The sequence below is a fragment of the Flavobacterium artemisiae genome (assembly GCF_042678225.1).
Taxonomy (GTDB): Bacteria; Bacteroidota; Bacteroidia; order Flavobacteriales; family Flavobacteriaceae; genus Flavobacterium; species Flavobacterium artemisiae.
The window spans coordinates 546,965-565,407 of the sequence record NZ_JBHUDZ010000018.1 but is presented as its reverse complement, the minus strand read 5'-3'; the positions used below and the strand labels follow the sequence as shown (position 1 = coordinate 565,407).

At 33.3% G+C, this 18,443-nt stretch carries 18 protein-coding genes; 10 read left to right on the top strand and 8 right to left on the bottom strand.

All coding sequences use genetic code 11. From position 1 onward, the window contains the following. Positions 1–34: 34 nt before the first annotated feature. Positions 35–526 (top strand): peptide-methionine (S)-S-oxide reductase MsrA, encoded by a 492-nt coding sequence (gene msrA / locus ACFSC2_RS22315; protein ID WP_379813309.1) that lies wholly within the window; start codon positions 35–37, stop codon positions 524–526. An 18-nt stretch (positions 527–544) separates the two neighbouring features. Here the strand turns inward: msrA and ACFSC2_RS22310 are convergent, their stop codons facing one another. Beyond that, a complete protein-coding gene (locus ACFSC2_RS22310; RefSeq protein WP_379813308.1) occupies positions 545–3,256 on the bottom strand; it encodes a S8 family peptidase in 2,712 nt (903 codons plus the stop codon). A gap of 487 nt (positions 3,257–3,743) precedes the next feature. On the opposite strand from ACFSC2_RS22310, the gene ACFSC2_RS22305 reads away from it, so the two are divergent. From ACFSC2_RS22305 to ACFSC2_RS22290, 4 genes are all read left to right on the top strand, one after another. Beyond that, a complete protein-coding gene (locus ACFSC2_RS22305; RefSeq protein WP_379813307.1) occupies positions 3,744–4,583 on the top strand; it encodes a M57 family metalloprotease in 840 nt (279 codons plus the stop codon). 385 nt (positions 4,584–4,968) lie between these two features. After that, positions 4,969–5,511, top strand: a complete 543-nt coding sequence (locus ACFSC2_RS22300; protein WP_379814302.1) for a GNAT family N-acetyltransferase — start codon at positions 4,969–4,971, stop codon at positions 5,509–5,511. A gap of 161 nt (positions 5,512–5,672) precedes the next feature. Next, a complete protein-coding gene (locus tag ACFSC2_RS22295; RefSeq protein WP_379813306.1) occupies positions 5,673–6,053 on the top strand; it encodes a response regulator in 381 nt (126 codons plus the stop codon). A 169-nt stretch (positions 6,054–6,222) separates the two neighbouring features. After that, positions 6,223–6,840 (top strand): hypothetical protein, encoded by a 618-nt coding sequence (locus ACFSC2_RS22290; RefSeq protein ID WP_379813305.1) that lies wholly within the window; start codon positions 6,223–6,225, stop codon positions 6,838–6,840. An 87-nt stretch (positions 6,841–6,927) separates the two neighbouring features. On the opposite strand, the gene ACFSC2_RS22285 is transcribed toward ACFSC2_RS22290, so the two are convergent. Continuing rightward, a complete protein-coding gene (locus ACFSC2_RS22285) occupies positions 6,928–7,197 on the bottom strand; it encodes a DUF2798 domain-containing protein (protein ID WP_379813304.1) in 270 nt (89 codons plus the stop codon). Between the two features lies 1 nt (position 7,198). Then, positions 7,199–8,410, bottom strand: coding sequence for an NO-inducible flavohemoprotein (gene hmpA / locus ACFSC2_RS22280; RefSeq protein ID WP_379813303.1), 1,212 nt, complete (start codon positions 8,408–8,410; stop codon positions 7,199–7,201). Positions 8,411–8,667: 257 nt separating this feature from the next. Between hmpA and ACFSC2_RS22275 the strand changes: the two genes are divergently transcribed. Beyond that, positions 8,668–10,020 (top strand): DUF3108 domain-containing protein, encoded by a 1,353-nt coding sequence (locus tag ACFSC2_RS22275; RefSeq protein ID WP_379813302.1) that lies wholly within the window; start codon positions 8,668–8,670, stop codon positions 10,018–10,020. A 151-nt stretch (positions 10,021–10,171) separates the two neighbouring features. Here the strand turns inward: ACFSC2_RS22275 and ACFSC2_RS22270 are convergent, their stop codons facing one another. The 4 genes from ACFSC2_RS22270 to ACFSC2_RS22255 all read right to left on the bottom strand — a co-directional run bounded on the left by ACFSC2_RS22270 (position 10,172) and on the right by ACFSC2_RS22255 (position 14,508). Beyond that, complete coding sequence (locus tag ACFSC2_RS22270) at positions 10,172–10,432, bottom strand: hypothetical protein (RefSeq protein ID WP_379813301.1); 261 nt, start codon at positions 10,430–10,432, stop codon at positions 10,172–10,174. Between the two features lie 236 nt (positions 10,433–10,668). Further along, entirely contained in the window at positions 10,669–11,253 is a 585-nt protein-coding gene (locus tag ACFSC2_RS22265) for an NAD(P)-binding domain-containing protein (RefSeq protein ID WP_379813300.1), read from the bottom strand. A gap of 237 nt (positions 11,254–11,490) precedes the next feature. Then, the gene (locus ACFSC2_RS22260) at positions 11,491–12,471 is read right to left on the bottom strand and encodes an SDR family NAD(P)-dependent oxidoreductase (RefSeq protein WP_379813299.1); all 981 of its coding nucleotides are present in this window, start codon (positions 12,469–12,471) and stop codon (positions 11,491–11,493) included. A gap of 36 nt (positions 12,472–12,507) precedes the next feature. Beyond that, a complete protein-coding gene (locus ACFSC2_RS22255) occupies positions 12,508–14,508 on the bottom strand; it encodes a GAF domain-containing hybrid sensor histidine kinase/response regulator (protein ID WP_379813298.1) in 2,001 nt (666 codons plus the stop codon). Between the two features lie 188 nt (positions 14,509–14,696). On the opposite strand from ACFSC2_RS22255, the gene ACFSC2_RS22250 reads away from it, so the two are divergent. Further along, complete coding sequence (locus tag ACFSC2_RS22250) at positions 14,697–14,882, top strand: hypothetical protein (RefSeq protein ID WP_379813297.1); 186 nt, start codon at positions 14,697–14,699, stop codon at positions 14,880–14,882. Between the two features lie 38 nt (positions 14,883–14,920). Beyond that, positions 14,921–15,424: a PRC-barrel domain-containing protein gene (locus ACFSC2_RS22245; protein WP_379813296.1), complete on the top strand. Its 504-nt coding sequence runs from the start codon at positions 14,921–14,923 to the stop codon at positions 15,422–15,424. Positions 15,425–15,497: 73 nt separating this feature from the next. Here ACFSC2_RS22245 and ACFSC2_RS22240 read toward each other — a convergent pair whose 3' ends face one another. Further along, complete coding sequence (locus ACFSC2_RS22240; RefSeq protein ID WP_379813295.1) at positions 15,498–16,616, bottom strand: LytTR family transcriptional regulator DNA-binding domain-containing protein; 1,119 nt, start codon at positions 16,614–16,616, stop codon at positions 15,498–15,500. Positions 16,617–16,939: 323 nt separating this feature from the next. Between ACFSC2_RS22240 and ACFSC2_RS22235 the strand changes: the two genes are divergently transcribed. Further along, positions 16,940–17,908, top strand: coding sequence for a heme-binding domain-containing protein (locus ACFSC2_RS22235; RefSeq protein ID WP_379813294.1), 969 nt, complete (start codon positions 16,940–16,942; stop codon positions 17,906–17,908). Positions 17,909–17,910: 2 nt separating this feature from the next. Then, positions 17,911–18,375, top strand: a complete 465-nt coding sequence (locus tag ACFSC2_RS22230) for a hypothetical protein (RefSeq protein ID WP_379813293.1) — start codon at positions 17,911–17,913, stop codon at positions 18,373–18,375. Positions 18,376–18,443 lie beyond the last annotated feature (68 nt).

Sequence of the window (18,443 nt, the reverse complement as noted above, 5' to 3'; positions counted from 1 at the left end):
GATTTAATTACAATAAAATATAGAAATAATTATTATGGAATATTTAGAAAAAGCATATATAGCCGGAGGTTGTTTCTGGGGAATGGAAGATTTGTTTAGAGTACGCCCAGGAGTAACAAATACGGAAGTAGGTTACATTGGAGGGGAAAATGAAAATCCAACGTACCAAAATCATCCCGGACATGCCGAAGGAATTGAAATCACGTATGATACTCGTGTAACTTCTTATAAAGAAATCTTAGATTACTTTTTCCGTATGCATGATCCAACAACAATAGACAGACAAGGAAACGACAGAGGATCAAGCTACAGATCGGCTATCTTTATACAAAACGATCAGGAAAGAGAAACTGCCGAAGAGGTTATTCAAATAGTTGATGATTCTAAAAGATGGAACGGAAAAGTGGTTACAACCCTTGAGCCTTACTCAACATTTTGGAAAGCAGAAGAATACCACCAAGATTATCTGGTAAAAAATCCTAACGGATATACCTGTCACTTTGAGCGATTTGATACTTTCCTTTAATTAAAATAAAAAACGGAATTAAAATACTGCAATTTTTCCCGTCTGGATTTCGCCAGATTTTGTAACTATTTTGTAGAGGTAAATTCCAGAAGCCGTACTTTTAAGATTGATACTATTACTTTTTGGCTGCAGCGGAGAAGTAATAGTATTTTGTCCGGCTATATTGTACAAATAGAAAACTGCATTTTCATCTTTTTTTGCTTCAATATTCAATTCTTTATTTTTAGTTAAAAGGGTAGGGTAAACAAAAAACAAATCATCGCCTAAATAAGCCGCATCAATAATCTCAGAACTTACGACATTATTGTTTTCCAGAATGATATTGATTTTATATTTATTGCTGCCTTTTATCGGTGAATCATCTAAAAATGTAAATGTTTTTGAATCTACTTCCGTAATTGAGCTTATAACAATTTCGGTATTATGATCTATTTTTATTAATTCAATTGTTTTGATATTGTACAGACTGAAAAGACTGGCACTCACTTTTATTTTATTTTCTTCAAAAGTTTCTGCCATAGTCAATTCAAAATAACAATTTGAGTTTTGCTCATGCTGCAATGTCGACTCGCTTTTTATTCCTTCACTATTGTCAAATACGGGAACAACAGTATGAATTTTTCCGTTGTCATAGGTATAATTATTGGTTGTTATTTCTTCTTTAAATTCTAAAAAATCATTATTCAGCTCATAAATATTAAATGAAACAACATCGGCAGGTTTGTCCCAATTGATTTCTGTTGTGCCATTACAGACCAAACTCGTTGTGATGTTCAAATCATAAGAAATAATAAAATCATCAGAGATGTAATCTACGTTATTAATCTTCATTTTTAATTTTGCTTTCGAAAATCTTTGCTTTGCAGGAGTATACATAAATTGCTTGCTGTCTAGATTGATGCCGTTTGCAATAATTTCCCAAGTCTGTTCATTATCATAAGTGATAGCTAATTGACCTGTTGTTCCGGAAAAAGAAGAATCCCATTTGAAGGGAGAAATGATTTTACCATCATAAGGGAAATTATCATTTTTACTAGGATAATTCCATTCAAATTGATTTTCTAATTCATAGTCGTACGCAATGCTGTAATCCTGAGATGTCGTGATATAAGCGCTCGTAACAGTAATCGTGTAAGATCCAGATACAGGATTTTCGATAGTTACCTGCTCTGCATTATTCAGTTTATCTTTTCCTCTAACGGCCGATTGTTCAGGAAAATCCGGATTTAGAATCCAAGGCAGAAAAACGGTATTATCAGGTGTAGTAACTTCTAAATCTAAATCATTCACTAAACTGATATTGCTGTTAATAGCCGCCGGCAAATCGTTCCAGACCAAAGTAATTTTTAAATTTTTTGCATTTAATGGAAGAATAATAGTGTGTGAGTTTGTCTGGCCAGAACTTAGATTACCAGAAAAAAATCTATTTTCACTTATGGTTTTCAATGATTTATCAGCATTTATAGAGCCAAAGCCGTAAGTAAAATCGGGACCAATCTGCCCTAAATCTTTGGCACTGGTAATCAAGATTGCTTTTGTAAGAGCATTATTTAAAGTGCTATTGTTTAAGGAATTATAATGCTGTTTCATAAGAGCAATCATTCCAGAAACCAATGCTGTCGAATTAGAAGTTCCTTGTGTGCTAAAAGCGACTAACTCAGGTTTTGTTCGACCGTCATAAGCGGGACCTTTTGACGAAAATGGCATAATTACTTCATTTTGGTCGATACAGCCCAATACAATTCCGTTTTTAGATTGCTTAAAATTTCCCGTAATAGATTTATAGCCTTTTAAACCGCTGTTGCCAGATGAAAAACAGTGAACAAGATCTTGATTTTCTGATAATTGAATATCGTAAGCATTTGCAAGTGAGCCGTAAAAGTTCTCAATTTCCGTCCCGTACGAATGGTTTTGAATCGTTGCACCTTCTAAAGTTGAGTTTTCGTCAGGATAAATGTTCAAAAAGTTAGAAGATTGCAATTTAGCATTTTCGGCAACACCTTTTCCTAAAACAGAACTATTTCCTAATCCGGATGCGATGGTAGCCATAGCAGTTGCATGACTTGACACGGTTGAAGATTGTGTGGAAGACGGAATAAGTTTATGTAATAAATCAACATCATCAGGATCAAAAAAATCATCTTTGATAGATATAATTTGATTTTCGCCTTTTAAAAGAGGAAAATTATCACGTGCTTTATTTATGTTATTAATGCTGAAATTTTGATCTATTATTTTTGATTCCCCTTTTGGCGTCATTGCCTCTTGAGAAACGGAAGTCACACTGCTTAAGGCAATGACCTCATCAATAATTTTCTGAGAATTAGATTTTATGATTACCAGATTACCAGCTTGTGCTTTTATATCATAAATATTAATTGACTCTAATTCAGCTATTAAAGATTCAAGAGAATCTGTCGCCAGGATATAGTATCTGTCATCTTTATGATTTGAAAAATTCGAAGGTAATTTCCATAAGTTATTGGCTGGAATTACCTTTTTTTCTAATTGATGCCGTTTTAAACTTTCCATTTTAATGATACAAAATGTTGTATCCAGCTTTTTTACAACCTTGTATTTCTTGTCATGCGCATTTTCTAAAGATGTAATATAGTATTTCTCCATTTCTCTTTCATTTTCCTTCTTCATGTATTGGTTCCATTTTTCTGAACGTTGAGAAAAACCTATTGTGGTTAACATTAAAAAGAAAAAAATGATTTGAAACTTCATCTATAATAGTATTTGGGGGAAATAGTATGTTGCTATCAGGTCAAATTTTGACCTTTTGGTAAGGCTAAAGTTATTAAAATATTCTTAATAATTTAATTAACTTTTATTTTGTCAGAATTTGAAGTATTCATAAGTATTTGTCTGTATTTATGCATAAAAAACTACTCTATTATAAACTTGAAAATGCAAAAATAATTAATAATAATGAAACAAATTTGCTTTGAAATAGTAACTAGATAAATGGCTTTATATTGTAATTGATTGATAATTATTTGTTTATTTAAATAAATGTTTTTCTTAAACAATTCTAAAATTGATGATTTTTTATAAACAAATATTTTTATAACAATAAATGTTAATTTTGTTATATTATATTTTTATAAGTATTTTAAGATTAAATTTATATAAATTTGAAAATAAGTAGTAATAATATTCTGTAAAGGCCCCATTCTTAATTAATCATTCAACTTAACCCAAAAACTTTTTTATGAAAAAGATCAAAACAATTTTAGCTTTGACATTTACAACACTGATTCTTTTTTCTTGTAACAAAGAAGAAGATGCAACTCAAGCAAATCAGGCAAAAGGAGAAACTCTTAAAGTAACACAAGAAGTGTTAGATAAAATTAGTTCTCTTTCACTGAACAACTCGGATGTTCAAGTGATTAAAAACACGAAACTAGATGGTACAACAGAAGATGCATTCTTGGTAGAAGGATGTATTGTTATAACTCCAGATCAATTAAGCAAAATGGATCTTCATGGAGGTATTACCACAGAACAATACCGTACTACAAACTTAGTAGCTGCTCCAAAAACTATTAAAGTTGTTGGATTAACAGGAACTGGAACAACGGCGCTTACAACCAATATGCGGGCGGGGTTACAGGCAGCAATTAACAGGTACAACAATTTAGGATTGTCTATTAACTTTACATTGACCTTCAGTTCTAGTACTTCTGGCGCAAACATTGTGGTAAGAAGACAAACAGGATCTGCGGGTGGAGTAGCTGGTTTCCCTTCTGGAGGAAATCCTTTTAACTCAGTTACATTGTATTCTGGATTAGAAAGCTATTCTGTAAATGTAAATGCACACGTAGCAGCTCACGAAATTGGGCACTGCATTGGTTTACGTCATACTGACTGGTTTAGCCGTCAAAGCTGTGGACAGAACTCGAACGAAGGTACAGCTGGCGTTGGTGCAATTCAAATCCCTGGAACTCCTTCAGGATATGATGCAACTTCTTACATGAGAGCATGTTTCGGTTCAAATGAAACTGGAGCATTTAATTCTAATGACATTATAGCTCTTAATTATTTATACTAAAAAATAGAATTAGGGGTCTATTTACAAAATATAATGGGCTGTTTCATATTTTATGAAACAGCCTTTTATTTTTTATCAAAATGAAATGATTTTATCATTTTGATAATCAATCTTTTTACTAATCAAATTAAAGTTTTTTTGCAATCTGCATTCAAACAGGTACTTATACTGAGTTTCGTATTGCAAAAGTTCACTGGTATATATTTTGAAAATCAGATTTTGTGTTTCAGATTACTTTGTGTCTAACAATTTAATTAAAGCTGAAATACTTTCCATTTATATGAAAACTAGATATATCGATTTACAATTATCAAAGAAAGGTCTAGAAATTATAAACCTTTCTGAAAACAAAATTTTAAATTCATCCGATTCCCAAATAGCTCAAATAAGCACCGAATTTACTATCAAAGTGGCAGACGCAGCTGATATTTACTTTATAAAAGAAATCTGCGAAGAAACAGCCGCTTCAGCTATTTTACGCGGAACAGGTATTTCGGGACGACCACCAGAATATTTAGCAGAAAAAATGAAAAACGGAGACGCCGTAATTGCCTATACTGCAGACGGAACTTGGGCAGGTTTTTCTTTTATTTCGTCTTGGAATCAAGATCATTACGTTTCTAATTCGGGTTTAATTGTAGCGCCTGCGTTTAGACATACAGGGCTGGCAAAAAAAATCAAAGAGAAAATTTTTGAGTTAAGCCGTCAAAAATATCCTGACGCATTCATTTTCAGCCTTACTTCGGGTCTTCCTGTTATGAAAATGAATCATGAACTTGGATTTCAACCCGTAACATACTCAGAACTTCCATCTGATGAAAACTTCTGGCAAAACTGTCAGTCGTGCGTGAACTGTGAAATTTTAAAGAGTAAAAACAGAAAAAATTGTTTGTGTACTGCAATGCGTTATGAACCTAAAAAAGAGTAATTTTTTATAGTAAATAGTTTTATGTATTTGTTTTAGTTGTTTGATTATGAGTGTTTTTGTTTGTATATGACTTATGCATTATTTTTGAAATATGGGAATTGTGTAACTTGAAAACAAAATTATATAAGGTCTAAATTTTTATATCATTCTAATTTAGACATATGAGTTACAAGAATATTTTACTAGTCGATGATGATGCAGATGATGCAGAAATTTTTGTTATGGCATTAGCAGCAATCGATGCTAAGATAAAAAGTTCGGTTGAAAACAACGCTCTTAAAGCACTCAAAAAGTTGAGAGAGGCCAAGAAACTTCCAGATGTTATCTTTCTCGATTATTATATGCCTTATCTCGACGGAAGTGAATTTCTTGAACTTCTTTGGGAAATAAAAGGCTTAAAAAAAATTCCGGTTGTGCTGTATTCCGGCCAGTCAGGAAGTGCGATTAAAGAAGCCGTTAAAAAATTCAAACATCTTAAATTCTTGAAAAAACCTAGTAACTTTAGAGAAGTTATTGATTCTCTTCAGGAAATACTTAATTAAGAACGGTCTCCAGAATAACGCTGTCATATTCTTTTTGTTTTGATTTAAAGTTTGTTACATCAACCAGAAAATAGAAATTATTACAAAAACTGGTCTACTAAAAAGACAGTAATCTGGAGTAATTTTGAGGTGTAATTAATACTATTTACACTAAATAATTATTCAAGCGATGTCAAAATTTCATCTAAACATTCAAGAATTAGTACAAGGAGATTTCATATTAAACAAAGTTAATATGGCATTTGTATTTCAAGTTAATTGTCCCGGTTGTTTTATTTACGGTATTCCGATGATGAATAAACTTTATAACTCATTTAATGATAAAGTTGGTTTTATTGGAGTTGCCACTGCTTTTGAAGACTTTGAATATAATAACGAAGCAAACTTAAAACTGCTGTTGAATGACGGTACACTGGTAGGAGCAACCAAAAACTATTATAATACCAATTATGGGCTTTCTAATTATTCAGAAAAGATAAACTTTCCAACGGCTTTTGATACTATTATATCTTCTGAAGAATTTTTAAATTCAGATAAAATTGAATTAATGTGTAGTGTGGTTCCGAATTTTAGTGACTTTTCTGAAGAAGAAAAAGTAAGTTTAATAAAAAAGGTAAAATCCTATTATACTCAGATTCCCATAATAGCAGAGACTTTTACACTTAACCAATTACGCGGAACGCCGTCATTTATTATTTTTGATGATAATTATAATATCTTAGGACAGCATTTTGGTCATATAGAGGAAGAAATATTAGAAAACAGATTAACGGATTTTTTAAATTAAGAACAGCAGTCAAATACAGGATTTTTAAGTTTTATAATCCTATAATTGACTGCTGATCCGTTTTTAATGTGATAAATATGCTGCAATCTAGAGCAGGTATTTCTTAGCGTTTTTAATTAAAATACGGTCTGCAATATTCTGTCTGCATATTCTAACATATTTATTCGGAAAAATAAAAAAGGTAAAAGAATTAGAAATTAACGCCGCCACTCCCCAAGAACGCATCCATAAGTATAAAAAGTTGGCATTACTGCCAAAATTAATGCAGGCTAATGTCAGCGTTATAAAAAATGTTGTCAGCATATTTTTCAAAAATTTTTCAAGTGAACTGCTTTTGAAGATTTCCTGAAGTTTCATTCTAATTTAAATTGATAAGCTGTGGACCAAATTCTTCGTAAAAAATATTTTCCTCACTTATATTTAAATTAAGCAGACTTTCATATTGTGTTTTGATGAAAATTTCGGGACCACAAATATAAAATCGAGCACCTTCAAGCAAAATTGATTCGCTGCATTTTTCCAGATTTACTCGACCTTGAGAGGTATTTACAGGAAGATTTGTTTCGTCTTCTATTGTATCATAAAAAGTAAATGTTTCCAGCCATTCTGCATTTTGATTTAAATGCTCAATTTGTTTTTTAAAGGCGTGAACCGATTCATTTCTGCATCCGTGAATCCAGACTGTTTTTTTATTCTGCAGCGAATGCATGTTCGTTTCAAGCATACTCAACATAGGAGTTAGTCCGACACCGCCGCTTATAAGTACTAAAGGATCTTCGGAATCTTTCTCTAAATGGAAAAGACCGGCAGGCGCAGAAATGGATACAACATCACCCTCAGATTTTAAATGCAGTGCATTAGAAACTCTTCCAGACGGATTTGAATTTATACCTGTTTCTCTTTTTACAGAAATTCGGTAGTATTCTTTATTATATGAGCTTGACAAACTGTATTGTCTTGGCTGCATAAGATTGAGTTCTTCAATAAAAACTTGAATACTTATGAACTGACCTGGATGAAAATCAGCAATTTCTTTCCCATCTTCGGGATAAAGATAAAATGATTTGATTTCTGCTGATTCTTGTTCAATTTTTTTGATAATAAATTTTCGCCAGCCATTCCATCCACCAGCTTTTGATAAATTTTCGGCATATAAATCTTTTTCCATGTTTATCATAATAGCGGCCAGCTGATAAAAAGCGGTAGTCCATGCTTCCAGAATTTCATCAGTTGCGGGTTCTCCAATTACTTCTTTAATAGAAGCAATAAGATGATTTCCTACTATTTTGTATTGTTCCGGCTGAATATTAAGGCTGATATGTTTGGAACCGATTCCTTTAAGAACACCAATCAATACACTAGGGTCTTCTATATTTTCAGCATAAGCAAGAACGGCATTGGCTAGTGCTGATTTTTGTCTGCCGTTAGCCTGATTTCCCATATTAAACATGTTTTTTAGTTCAGGATGGTGTTTAAACATTCGGGCATAAAAATAATTGGTAAGTACTTCGCCGCTTTCTCTCAAAATTGGCACCGTAGCCGATATGAGCTCTTTTTGATGATTAGTCATTTTTTTGAATTTTAGGATTTTGTAAATGTTTGGAATGCAGCTGCTAAAATCGCTTCAGCACCTGCGAGTACAAATTTAAAGCGACAAGGAAGCCCTATTTTATGATCGAAATCATAAAGAGAAAAAAACAAATTACAGCAGTAAAAATTCATCAAAATATATTTTACTAAATCTAATGAGAGCTTTAAATAACCATGAAATCAGGTATTGTTTTATGTTTTTGGCGTCGGTAAATTTGTTACAATAAAAAAAACACCATGAGAGTAAACATTCTAGATCGTTTTTTATTAGTGAAAGAAGCTTTTTTGAAAAATAAAACAGCACGTTCTAAAAAGGTTTTTTATGTAGTAATCCTATTTCCGTTTATTGCATTCAGTCAAAAGACAATTGTTCCAGGCAGTAAGGATATCAATACCAAATATATCAAAGCAGAAAAATCACTTTATACGGTTTATTATGTGAAAGATACGAGCTGGAGAAAAATGGGAACATTGAGGTATGATATTGTCTCGGCCAATAACCAATTGACTTTGTCCAATGTTTATACTCCAAAAGACAAAGGAAGCAATACGACCCGTATTTCTGTGGTAGATGCACAAACGCTAAAACCTATCAGTTATGACTTTGACGGAAAAGACGGAAAAATAAATCTAAACTTTGGTCAGTTGACTACTGGTACTTCTTATTCTAAGAAAACCAAAAAAGATAAAAAGCTGAAATTGAATCCGAAAGGAGAGTATATTGACTACAATTGGAGTGATCATTTGATTACAACTCTGCCATTAGATGTAGGTTACAAAGCCCGTTTTCCGCAGTTTTATTATAGTGATGAGACAGGCGCTCTCGTAGAAGATTATACCATTACACAGGTAAAAAGCTTTATTTATAATTCTCCGAGAACCGGCAAACACGATACTTGGCTTGTAACAGTTTTAGAAGAAAGTACTAAAGCCACTTATAATTATATTATCGACAAAAAAGATCACCGTCTTTGGCAGCGAGAGATGTCTATGGCTAAAGGTATGTGGGAAATTACAGTTAATGAAGAGCTGGATTATCAGCCAATTAAAAACAAATTCAACAAAGAAGAAGTTGCTAGACAGATTTCCAAAGGCAACAGCGTTATTATTGGAACTGCTTATGCGAGATCAGACGCTGGTAAAAAATTAGGCGGTTTGGTTAATACTTCTAAAAAACAATTTGCACCAAAAGGTACAGAAATTACACTTTTTCCGAATTCGGCATATTATGAAGAATGGGTAGAAGTCAACAAGAAAATTCGTAAACAGAAAAAAATGCCCGAAGTTCCTTTGGATCCGGATTTTGGTTACAGCATCAAAAGAGTCAAAGTTTATGATGACGAAGGACATTTTGAATTTGCAGATTTGATGCCGGGGACTTATGTCGTTATGGCGAGTTTCGATTTTTCTAATTCTTATAATTATTCTTATGTATCGGGTTATACAAATTATTATAATTATTGGGGTTATACAGGATCTACAACAAATTATGGTACAGCAAGGCAATCCTATATTGACAAGGCCAATATTGAAAAGCGTGTCACTATAGATAAAGACGGAGAAAAGAAAGAAGTAAATTTAAAAGAGTAATTAAAAATCAAAGTCATGTACGCGTGGATTTCGTGTGACTTATTAGTTTTATTTTAGGAAAAATAAAATTCAGTAGCATTAAAACTGCGTAGATTTTAGGATTTACGCAGTTTTTTAGTTTATGATTTTACTGTTGATGCTATTTCAGAAATTAATTCCTGCTCAACAAATTAAGAGAGCTTTCGTCTGTAAACTGATTTAAAGTTATTAAGTTTAGATCAGAAAGAAATACCAATAACTGCATTAAATGGGTCTGATGCCTCGTTTTTGCAGAAAAATTTTCAGAAGAAAAATCTTCGCCATAGAAAGGACAGACAAAGGCATACAGTTCATCAAAAGAAACACTTCGACCTTCATTTAGCGAAAGGTACTTGTATATTTTTGCAGGCAAATGTAAAGAATCGGTTGTCATAATAGAAGTTTTAATTCATATACGAAATCTGCTTTTATATGGTTTTAAAATGGCTTGGAAATGAGTTTGTTAACGAATTATTGTTTCTGTAATAATAAATAATCTCCAAGGAATTGCATAATAAAGTATACGGCATAACTGCCTGCTGACCAGATATGGAGCAGGGGACAAGAGAATAATCTCGTAGTTTACTGAAAACGCGACAGTAAAAAAATAAGATTTAAAACAATAATTTTTTAGTATTTTCTTCCTGACGAAAAAAGTGAATTTCCATCATTTAATCCCGTATGGTTGAGCCGAAGCCGTCCTGAAAGATCGATCGCTGAGAAATACAGCGCATTTAAAAATGTTTTTACTTTAAGACTGGAAGGTGCGTGGTCTGCGATAAAAAAAATCTCTTCCTTGTTTTGTGATTCGGTTGTTCCACTTTCCAGTTTAAGCGGTTTAAAAAGTTTTACCACATGAGCTGTAGGAAGCAGCGATGCAGTGATTTTATAAGTCATAGCGTAATTCAGCCCAGATAACAACGATTGTGGATTAAAGATCAGCCCGCTCGTGTGCACCAAGGTTTTTCCGGTCATATCTGGAAGATCTGAGATAACCTGTTCCAGATCGTTTTTGGGTACAAACAGAATAACCAGATCTGCTGCCGCCGCTTGTTGCAGAGTAGTCAGCTGAATAGTAGGATTTGTTTTTTCAAGGGTTTCACGAACAAGTGAATTTCCCCTTGGATTGTTTACAATAACTTTATATCCCGCGTGAGAGGCTCTGTTGGCCAGTTCGAGGGTAAGACTTCCGATTCCGATAATTCCTATTGTCATAATTGCTGGTAGTTAAGTTAAGCTATAAGTGATATAAGTAGTTGTCTGGGAATACAGGCTGTTTAAGAAGCGGTGTAATATTGTAAGTCGCTTTTATTCAGTTAATTAAATTTAAGAAAGATATTGCAGATTTTGATAGGTATTTATACGTGTTTTGTAAGAAAAGATGTTTTTTTATTTAAAAGAAAGATGGAATTAAAACTTCTGCCTGAACAAAGCAGACAGAAGTAATTTTTTTTAAAGTTTTTTTCCAATCAAAAACAAAGCAGCACTAAAGCCTATTCCTGCTAATAATGCAAAACTCATGCTGTGTGAAGAACTTGAAGGCGTTTTTCCATAGACACGTAATGGTTCTTTAGAATTTGTTAAAACATTTCCAGAATCTCCTTCTTTATCATTGTTGAGTTTCATTTTCATACGGACAGCAGCCGAGGCTGTATTAATGATCATTTTTGGAAACATTCTATACGTATTTGCCATTGCAGCGGCTCGTAAATCGGGGAATAAATCTTTTTTTGGATGTTTTGCCAATTCAACCATTTTGGCAGCGGTATCACGCGGATCAGAGGCAATAAAAGGAATTTTTACATCAAAACCAGAATACTTGGCAGAATGCAGGTTTCCTGTAGAGTTTTGCAATTGCGGATACAGATTACAAATATGAATATGTTTTCGGTTCGATATTTCGCCCTGAAGACATTCCATCATTCCTCTTATGCCATATTTAGTTGCTGAATACACGGCACTATAGGGTGCAGGCATAAATCCTCCGATCGAAACATTGTTTATTAAAATACCTTCATTTTGGTCTTTAAAAATTTTGATCGCATTGTAAGCACCATGCATATAGCCAAATAAATTGGTTTTTATGACTTGCTGGTGAACTTCTAACGGAATTTCTTCAAATTTTCCACTCGCCATAACGCCGGCATTATTTACCCAGATATCAATTCTTCCAATAGAAAGCGCTTGCTTGGCAACTCTCTCCACATCTTCTGCAACAGATACATCCGCAGCTACGCCGATTACCTGAACATTCAACCCGCGACAGTAGTCTACGACTTCATCAATGCCTTTTTGTCCTCTGGCAGCAATTACAATATTGCATCCTTCACGTGCAAAAGCTTCTGCGGCTGCACGCCCGACACCACTGCTGGCACCCGTTATAACGACATTTTTTCCTTTGAGACTATTTTTATGTGTTTCTAAATTTTCCATATTCTAATTTTTAAAAGAGTGTAAGTTTTCTAAACTTCAATTGTTGTTTGTCTGTTTTTGTAAATCATTCATTATATCTTTAAGACTACACATTACTATTTCTAGGCTGTCTGAGGTTTCTATAGTAAAATTTTTTCTGTGGGCTTCATGCTCAATGTTAGTCAAATGCCTGCTGAGATTTTCAAGAAGAAAAAGATGAAGCCAGATTTGAATCTCTTCAGCAGTATGGAGTACAGTCTGAAAATCAGCCCGTTTTACAGCGCTTTCAAATTCTTTCAATTCCAAAGGCGCTTTTTCTATAAACTGAGTTATTACTTCTTTTTTCCAGCCTGGTTTTATGCGGTCAGTTTCTTCAATTCGCGATAAATCTGCTTTCGCGCGTTCTCTTGATTTTGGTTCTTTTTTCAAGACAGTTTTAATAGTTTCCAAAAGTTCATATTGTTTAAAAGGTTTTGGAACATAACCATCCATACCGGCATCGTAACAGCGATCTTGTTCTCCAGCCAGCGAGTGCGCAGTCATAGCAATAATTGGAATGGTGCTTTTTAATTGGCTTCGGATATAATTTGTTGTTTGATAACCATCTCTAATAGGCATTTGAAGATCCATTAAAATTAGATCATATTGGTTCTTTGATAATAAATCAATTCCTTGGTCACCATTTTCGGCAATATCAAGTTCAAAACCAAAACCTTCAATTACATTCTGCGCCAATTTCTGATTGAGTCGATTATCCTCACAAAGCAAAATTTTAAGGCTTCCAAGATCGTTTACAGGTTTTGCTTCAGGTTCATTTTTTTCTTGAAATGTTTTTTTATAACTCAGCGTAAAGAAAAATTCAGATCCAAAATCTTCCCGGCTTTTGACATGAATTTTAGAACCGTGCATTTCAACAAGTTGTTTTACAATACTAAGTCCAAGTCCCGTACCGCCAAATTTTCGGGTCGTACTTTCTTCTGCCTGTGTAAAACGTTCGAAGATGATATTTAGATGTTCCTGCGGTATTCCAATACCAGAATCTTTTACAGAAAACCGAATCATATAAACTTCATCTGTTTCCTCTGTTTTTTTTATGGATATGGTTACTTCGCCTTCACTGGTAAATTTAAGTGCATTTCCTGCCAGATTCATCAATATTTGATTGAGTCTCACTTGGTCACCTAATACCATTTCAGGAAGATCTGCATCTAGAAAAAGGTTGAATTCAACTTCTTTAGTCACTTTTACTTTCAGTAAGTCATAAATATGTCGAAGTGCTTTTTTTAAATCAAACGGCTGCATTTCGAGAGTAAGTCCGCCAGTCTCAATTTTAGAAAGATCGAGAATATCGTTCACAATTAACAGCAGGTTTTCTCCTGCGGTTTGTACATCTTTTACGAAACTTCGCTGTTGATCATCTAATTTGGTTCCAGCCAAAAGTTCGGTAAAACCGATTACTGCATTCAGTGGTGTTCTAATTTCGTGGCTCATGTTGGCCAAAAAACTGTCTTTGGCGGCTACAGCGCGTTCTGCTATTTTTTTCTGACTCGCCAGTTCGTTGTTTTTTGTTCCTAGTTCTAAAGTGTTGATAACGTGTCTTGCCACAATCAAGAGTGCAGTGCGCTGACTTTCATTAAGTTGTCGAGGCACATGATCGGCTGCGCACAAAACGCCTATATGATATCCGTCTGGAGTGGTGAGCGGTACGCCTGCGTAGAACCTGATTTTAAAACCACCCGTAACATTCGGATCGTCTTTAAAACGTTCATTTAAAAGTGTATCGGGAATTTCTACCATCTTAGAATCCATGATGGTATAACGGCAGAAAGTTATCTCGCGCGGAACCTCAGATACTCCGATTCCAATTTCTGATTTGAACCATTGTCTGCTTTCATCTATAAAAGAAATATACGCAATAGGAACGCCGCAAATATAAGAGACAAGGGCAGTAGCATCGTCAAAAGCATTATCGGGGAGAGTGTCGAGTATATTATAGCGTTTTAAAGCTGCAAGACGTTCAGATTCATTTTGAGAAACGGGCATATCATTAGATTCCATATCCAAAAAATTTAAACATGAAGTTACGCAAAACTATTTTATAATTCTTACATTTTGAGTAACAGGTGCTTATATAATTTTAAGTTGCTGGGAATTGTATAAATTCTGCCTGAAATTAAATACTTTTTAGTCCTGTACTCAGTTGTAATTTTATTTAAAAATTTAATGTTACACTAAAATATATAGTTATGGCAGAAATTAAAATTGAGAAAAAGAAGCCTGTTTGGCCTTGGATTGTAGCAATTCTACTAATTGGTGCAGTTGTTTATTACATCTACTTTAGAGAAGATGAAGCACAAAATGTAAGAAGAGTAGAAGTTGAAAACGCTGTAGATGTGGATACAACAGCTACTGCAGTTGATACCACTCGTTAATGTGGAAGATGGACAATTAAAATATTAAAATTGAAAGTATGGAAAATAAAAAAAACTTATACAGACTGGATGAACTTTCTGATTATAAAGTTGCATCAAACTATTCTGATGTAACAGGATGGAAAATAGTAGATTCTGAAAACCACACGATAGGAACAATCGATAATCTTTGGGTAAATAAAGATATGCAGCGCGTTGTTTATTTGGATGTGAAAGTGGATAAAAAATTAATTGACGACAGTAAAAATGAAGTCCACGATGTTATAGCAAATGACAATGGACAAGAGTTTGTGTATAAAGATGGAGACAGTCATATTATTATTCCAATAGGATCTGTCAGCATAAACAAAGACACAAAAATTGTTATGGCAAACAATATTGGCTATAATACCTTCAGAAAAACAAGCAGATACAATACACAACATAATTTTGACAGGGAATATGAAAAACGAGTTTTGAACTCTTATTATCCTAATGACGATTCTCATTTTAACAACGATGATGACAATTTTTACAATCGTAGAGAATTTGAAAACCGTTAATTCCTTTTATAAAATGAATTGAAAGACCAAACGTTTAAAATGTTTGGTCTTTTTTTTTATTGAATATTAACTGCTATCTGTTCAGCCAGGTTTTAAACTCAGCGGCTTTATTTTTACTGATTATAATATCAACTTCTGATTTCGGAATTACTTCAATTTTTAATTGATTGTTTCCATATTTAAGGATCTTGTCAATAGATTTTATAGAAACAATAAATTGTCTGTTAGCCCTAAAAAATGCAGTACTGTCCAATTCATTATAAATTTCTTCTAAACTGCTATTGCTGGTTGATACTTTTGAGTTTATATCTTTAACGTAAGTAATGGTATTTTCCATATAGATATAAGCAATGTTTTCAATTTCAAGAGAAACAATTTCATTTTTCAAATAAGTCAAAATCCTTTTCTTATTTGATACCGAAACATCTAAAGTATCTCTATTTTCAGATACATTTATTTTTGTTTTGTAGTTCGTAAGGTCAGAATTGAGTTTTGATAAGTTTAAAACTTCATTAAAAAGTGTTTCGTTTTTCTGCTCAAGTTTTCTCTCATAACGACTTCCAAAAAGACGCACCATAAAAAAGGAAAGCATGACAATTAAAGTACCAGTTAAGAGATAAACCAGAATGAAATAAAATTTCAAATCCGTTGCTTGTTTGTTTATATTTTTGAGATTCGCGTGTGATGCTACAATCCAGTCCGTGTTTTTAACAGGGTATAAATAGATAATTTCAGAGTTGCGTTTAGGATCGTTAAAGTTTCGCAGACCACCGCCTTCGGTTCTATTTTTTAGATAGGAATAAAAATCTTCAGGGTCAACTTCACTGTTGTTATGAATATTAGAAATAAAAGATTCATCTGGCCCCGTCATTCGTCCGATTTTTTCAGGATTAGGATGACAGATTTCTTTCCCCGTATGATCAAACATGCAGATGAATCCGGTTTGTGTGTCCGTTTTTTCAATACTTTTCTGAACGTTATTGACGATGAGTTGTTTGTCATTATGCTGTTGTGCCTGAAAAGAAATGAGATTGGCCATTTCCTTTGCTTCCCTTTTACTGGATTCGATTTGTATTTTTAAAAACTGCTTGGTACTTAAATCTACTAAATAATTCATGCTGAAATAACCGCAGATATACACAACAACGAGTAAGGATAAAAATGTAAAAAGATACAGTTTGTCTTTTTTCATAGGAAATGGTTCAATTAATAAATCAAATTTAGTTAATAATAATTTTTAAAATTGATAATTTTATACTGCGCGTTTCAAAAAAAATCTGAAAACAGATTCGTAAAGAAAAGCGTCTGTTTTATTGGCTTTGATTTATTCCTCTTTAAGTTCATTTTTTCCCTTTCGACCTTTTTTGTTTGATTTCAGTACGTTCTGCGTACTTAATTTGCAATATAAATTTTTACGGCTGTTACAGAATATCAGATTTCTACAATCAATTTTAAAGTTGTAAAATCTGATGCAGCTTAAAGAAATACTTCTAGAAAACAATTAAAACTATTCATATGGAAAAGCCAAAAATGTATAAAAGAAAAAAAGTCATAATTCTTTTAGTAACGCTGCTTGTCATTTTTTGCGGATTACAGTTTCTGCGTCCTGAAATAACAAATCCACCAATTACGGGAGATTTAAAAGTACCTCACGAAGTACAAACCATTTTAAAAAATTCCTGTTATGATTGTCATTCTAATGAAACGAATCTTACTTGGTATGATAAAATAGTGCCTGTATCCTGGCTCGTTGCAAAGCATATTAAAGACGGCAGAAACGGACTTAATTTTTCTAATTGGGATAAATTGTCTCCTGCTGATCAAAAAGCAAAATTATGGGAATCTGTAAATCAGGTTACGCTGGGTGCCATGCCATTGAGCAGTTATACCCTCGCGCATCCAAAAGCTAAATTATCACCTCAGGATATCAAAGTATTGAAAGGTTATATATGGAATCTTAGAGTGAATAATATGCCGCAGGATACTTCAAAAATAAAAGCATTAAAAGCGCAGTCTGATCATTTCAAGAAAGCAGAAGTTCAGGCAGAAGTTCAGTCAGAAGTTCCAAAAGCGCCTAATGGAATTGCTTATATCGCAGATTATAAAAACTGGGCAGTTGTGAGTACCACGCAACGTGTTGATAATGGAACAATGCGTATTATTTTCGGTAATGATATTGCTGTAAAAGCGATTAAAAACAAACAGATCAGTCCGTGGCCGGATGGAGCGATTCTGGCCAAAGCGGCATACGATGAAATTGAAGATGCAGAAGGAAATATTTCGCAGGGAGCCTTTAAACAAGTAGAGTTTATGATTAAAGATCATAATAAATACAAAACAACAAATGGCTGGGGATTTGCAAGATTTAAAACACCGAAGCTGGAACCCTACGGTAAAAATGCCGATTTTACAATTGAGTGCATGCGCTGTCACCAGCCAATGGAAAAAAACGATCATGTATTTACTCTTCCAATTTTACAATAGTTATGAAAACGACACTATATTTTACAACAGTACTTTTTTTACTTTTTCTTTCTTCGTGTTCTGATTTTAAAGGAGAAAAAGGCTTAAATAACGAAGCTTCACTTCCAGAAAAACTAATGAATAAAGTTTCAGACTTAAAGGTGATTAATTCATCAATAAATAATAAAAAACACACCACTTCATTACTATATGGAAATCAAAAAGCAGTTGAGAGGTTAAAAGCAAATGATTCAGTTATGCAAAATGGCGAAAAATTGATTTGGATTACCTGGAGTCAAAAACCAGATCCGAATTGGCTGGGAGCTTATATTCCGGGAAAGTTACTTTCTTTTGAAATTATAGAATCAAAAGATGGTACAGCTTACAAAAAGTATTCTGGAAATGGAATTGAGATAAAAATTAATGATCGGGACAAAGAAAATCGTATAAAAAAACTCCTAACAGAAAAAATGGCTATAATGCCGTAATGATAATTTAAAAATAGACGGCGCATTAATTTATTTAATCAGCAATAAGATAGTATTTTTACAAAAGA

What these genes read in the sequence shown, in the direction of transcription:
- ACFSC2_RS22305 (WP_379813307.1), top strand. Translation starts at nt 3,744, where the DNA reads ATGAAAAAGATCAAAACAATTTTAGCTTTGACATTTACAACACTGATT.
- ACFSC2_RS22285 (WP_379813304.1), bottom strand. Translation starts at nt 7,197, where the DNA reads ATGAAACTTCAGGAAATCTTCAAAAGCAGTTCACTTGAAAAATTTTTG.
- ACFSC2_RS22295 (WP_379813306.1), top strand. Translation starts at nt 5,673, where the DNA reads ATGAGTTACAAGAATATTTTACTAGTCGATGATGATGCAGATGATGCA.
- ACFSC2_RS22240 (WP_379813295.1), bottom strand. Translation starts at nt 16,616, where the DNA reads ATGAAAAAAGACAAACTGTATCTTTTTACATTTTTATCCTTACTCGTT.
- ACFSC2_RS22270 (WP_379813301.1), bottom strand. Translation starts at nt 10,432, where the DNA reads ATGACAACCGATTCTTTACATTTGCCTGCAAAAATATACAAGTACCTT.
- ACFSC2_RS22265 (WP_379813300.1), bottom strand. Translation starts at nt 11,253, where the DNA reads ATGACAATAGGAATTATCGGAATCGGAAGTCTTACCCTCGAACTGGCC.
- ACFSC2_RS22310 (WP_379813308.1), bottom strand. Translation starts at nt 3,256, where the DNA reads ATGAAGTTTCAAATCATTTTTTTCTTTTTAATGTTAACCACAATAGGT.
- ACFSC2_RS22290 (WP_379813305.1), top strand. Translation starts at nt 6,223, where the DNA reads ATGTCAAAATTTCATCTAAACATTCAAGAATTAGTACAAGGAGATTTC.
- ACFSC2_RS22230 (WP_379813293.1), top strand. Translation starts at nt 17,911, where the DNA reads ATGAAAACGACACTATATTTTACAACAGTACTTTTTTTACTTTTTCTT.
- ACFSC2_RS22275 (WP_379813302.1), top strand. Translation starts at nt 8,668, where the DNA reads ATGAGAGTAAACATTCTAGATCGTTTTTTATTAGTGAAAGAAGCTTTT.
- ACFSC2_RS22235 (WP_379813294.1), top strand. Translation starts at nt 16,940, where the DNA reads ATGGAAAAGCCAAAAATGTATAAAAGAAAAAAAGTCATAATTCTTTTA.
- ACFSC2_RS22250 (WP_379813297.1), top strand. Translation starts at nt 14,697, where the DNA reads ATGGCAGAAATTAAAATTGAGAAAAAGAAGCCTGTTTGGCCTTGGATT.
- ACFSC2_RS22245 (WP_379813296.1), top strand. Translation starts at nt 14,921, where the DNA reads ATGGAAAATAAAAAAAACTTATACAGACTGGATGAACTTTCTGATTAT.
- ACFSC2_RS22255 (WP_379813298.1), bottom strand. Translation starts at nt 14,508, where the DNA reads ATGGAATCTAATGATATGCCCGTTTCTCAAAATGAATCTGAACGTCTT.
- ACFSC2_RS22260 (WP_379813299.1), bottom strand. Translation starts at nt 12,471, where the DNA reads ATGGAAAATTTAGAAACACATAAAAATAGTCTCAAAGGAAAAAATGTC.
- hmpA (WP_379813303.1), bottom strand. Translation starts at nt 8,410, where the DNA reads ATGACTAATCATCAAAAAGAGCTCATATCGGCTACGGTGCCAATTTTG.
- msrA (WP_379813309.1), top strand. Translation starts at nt 35, where the DNA reads ATGGAATATTTAGAAAAAGCATATATAGCCGGAGGTTGTTTCTGGGGA.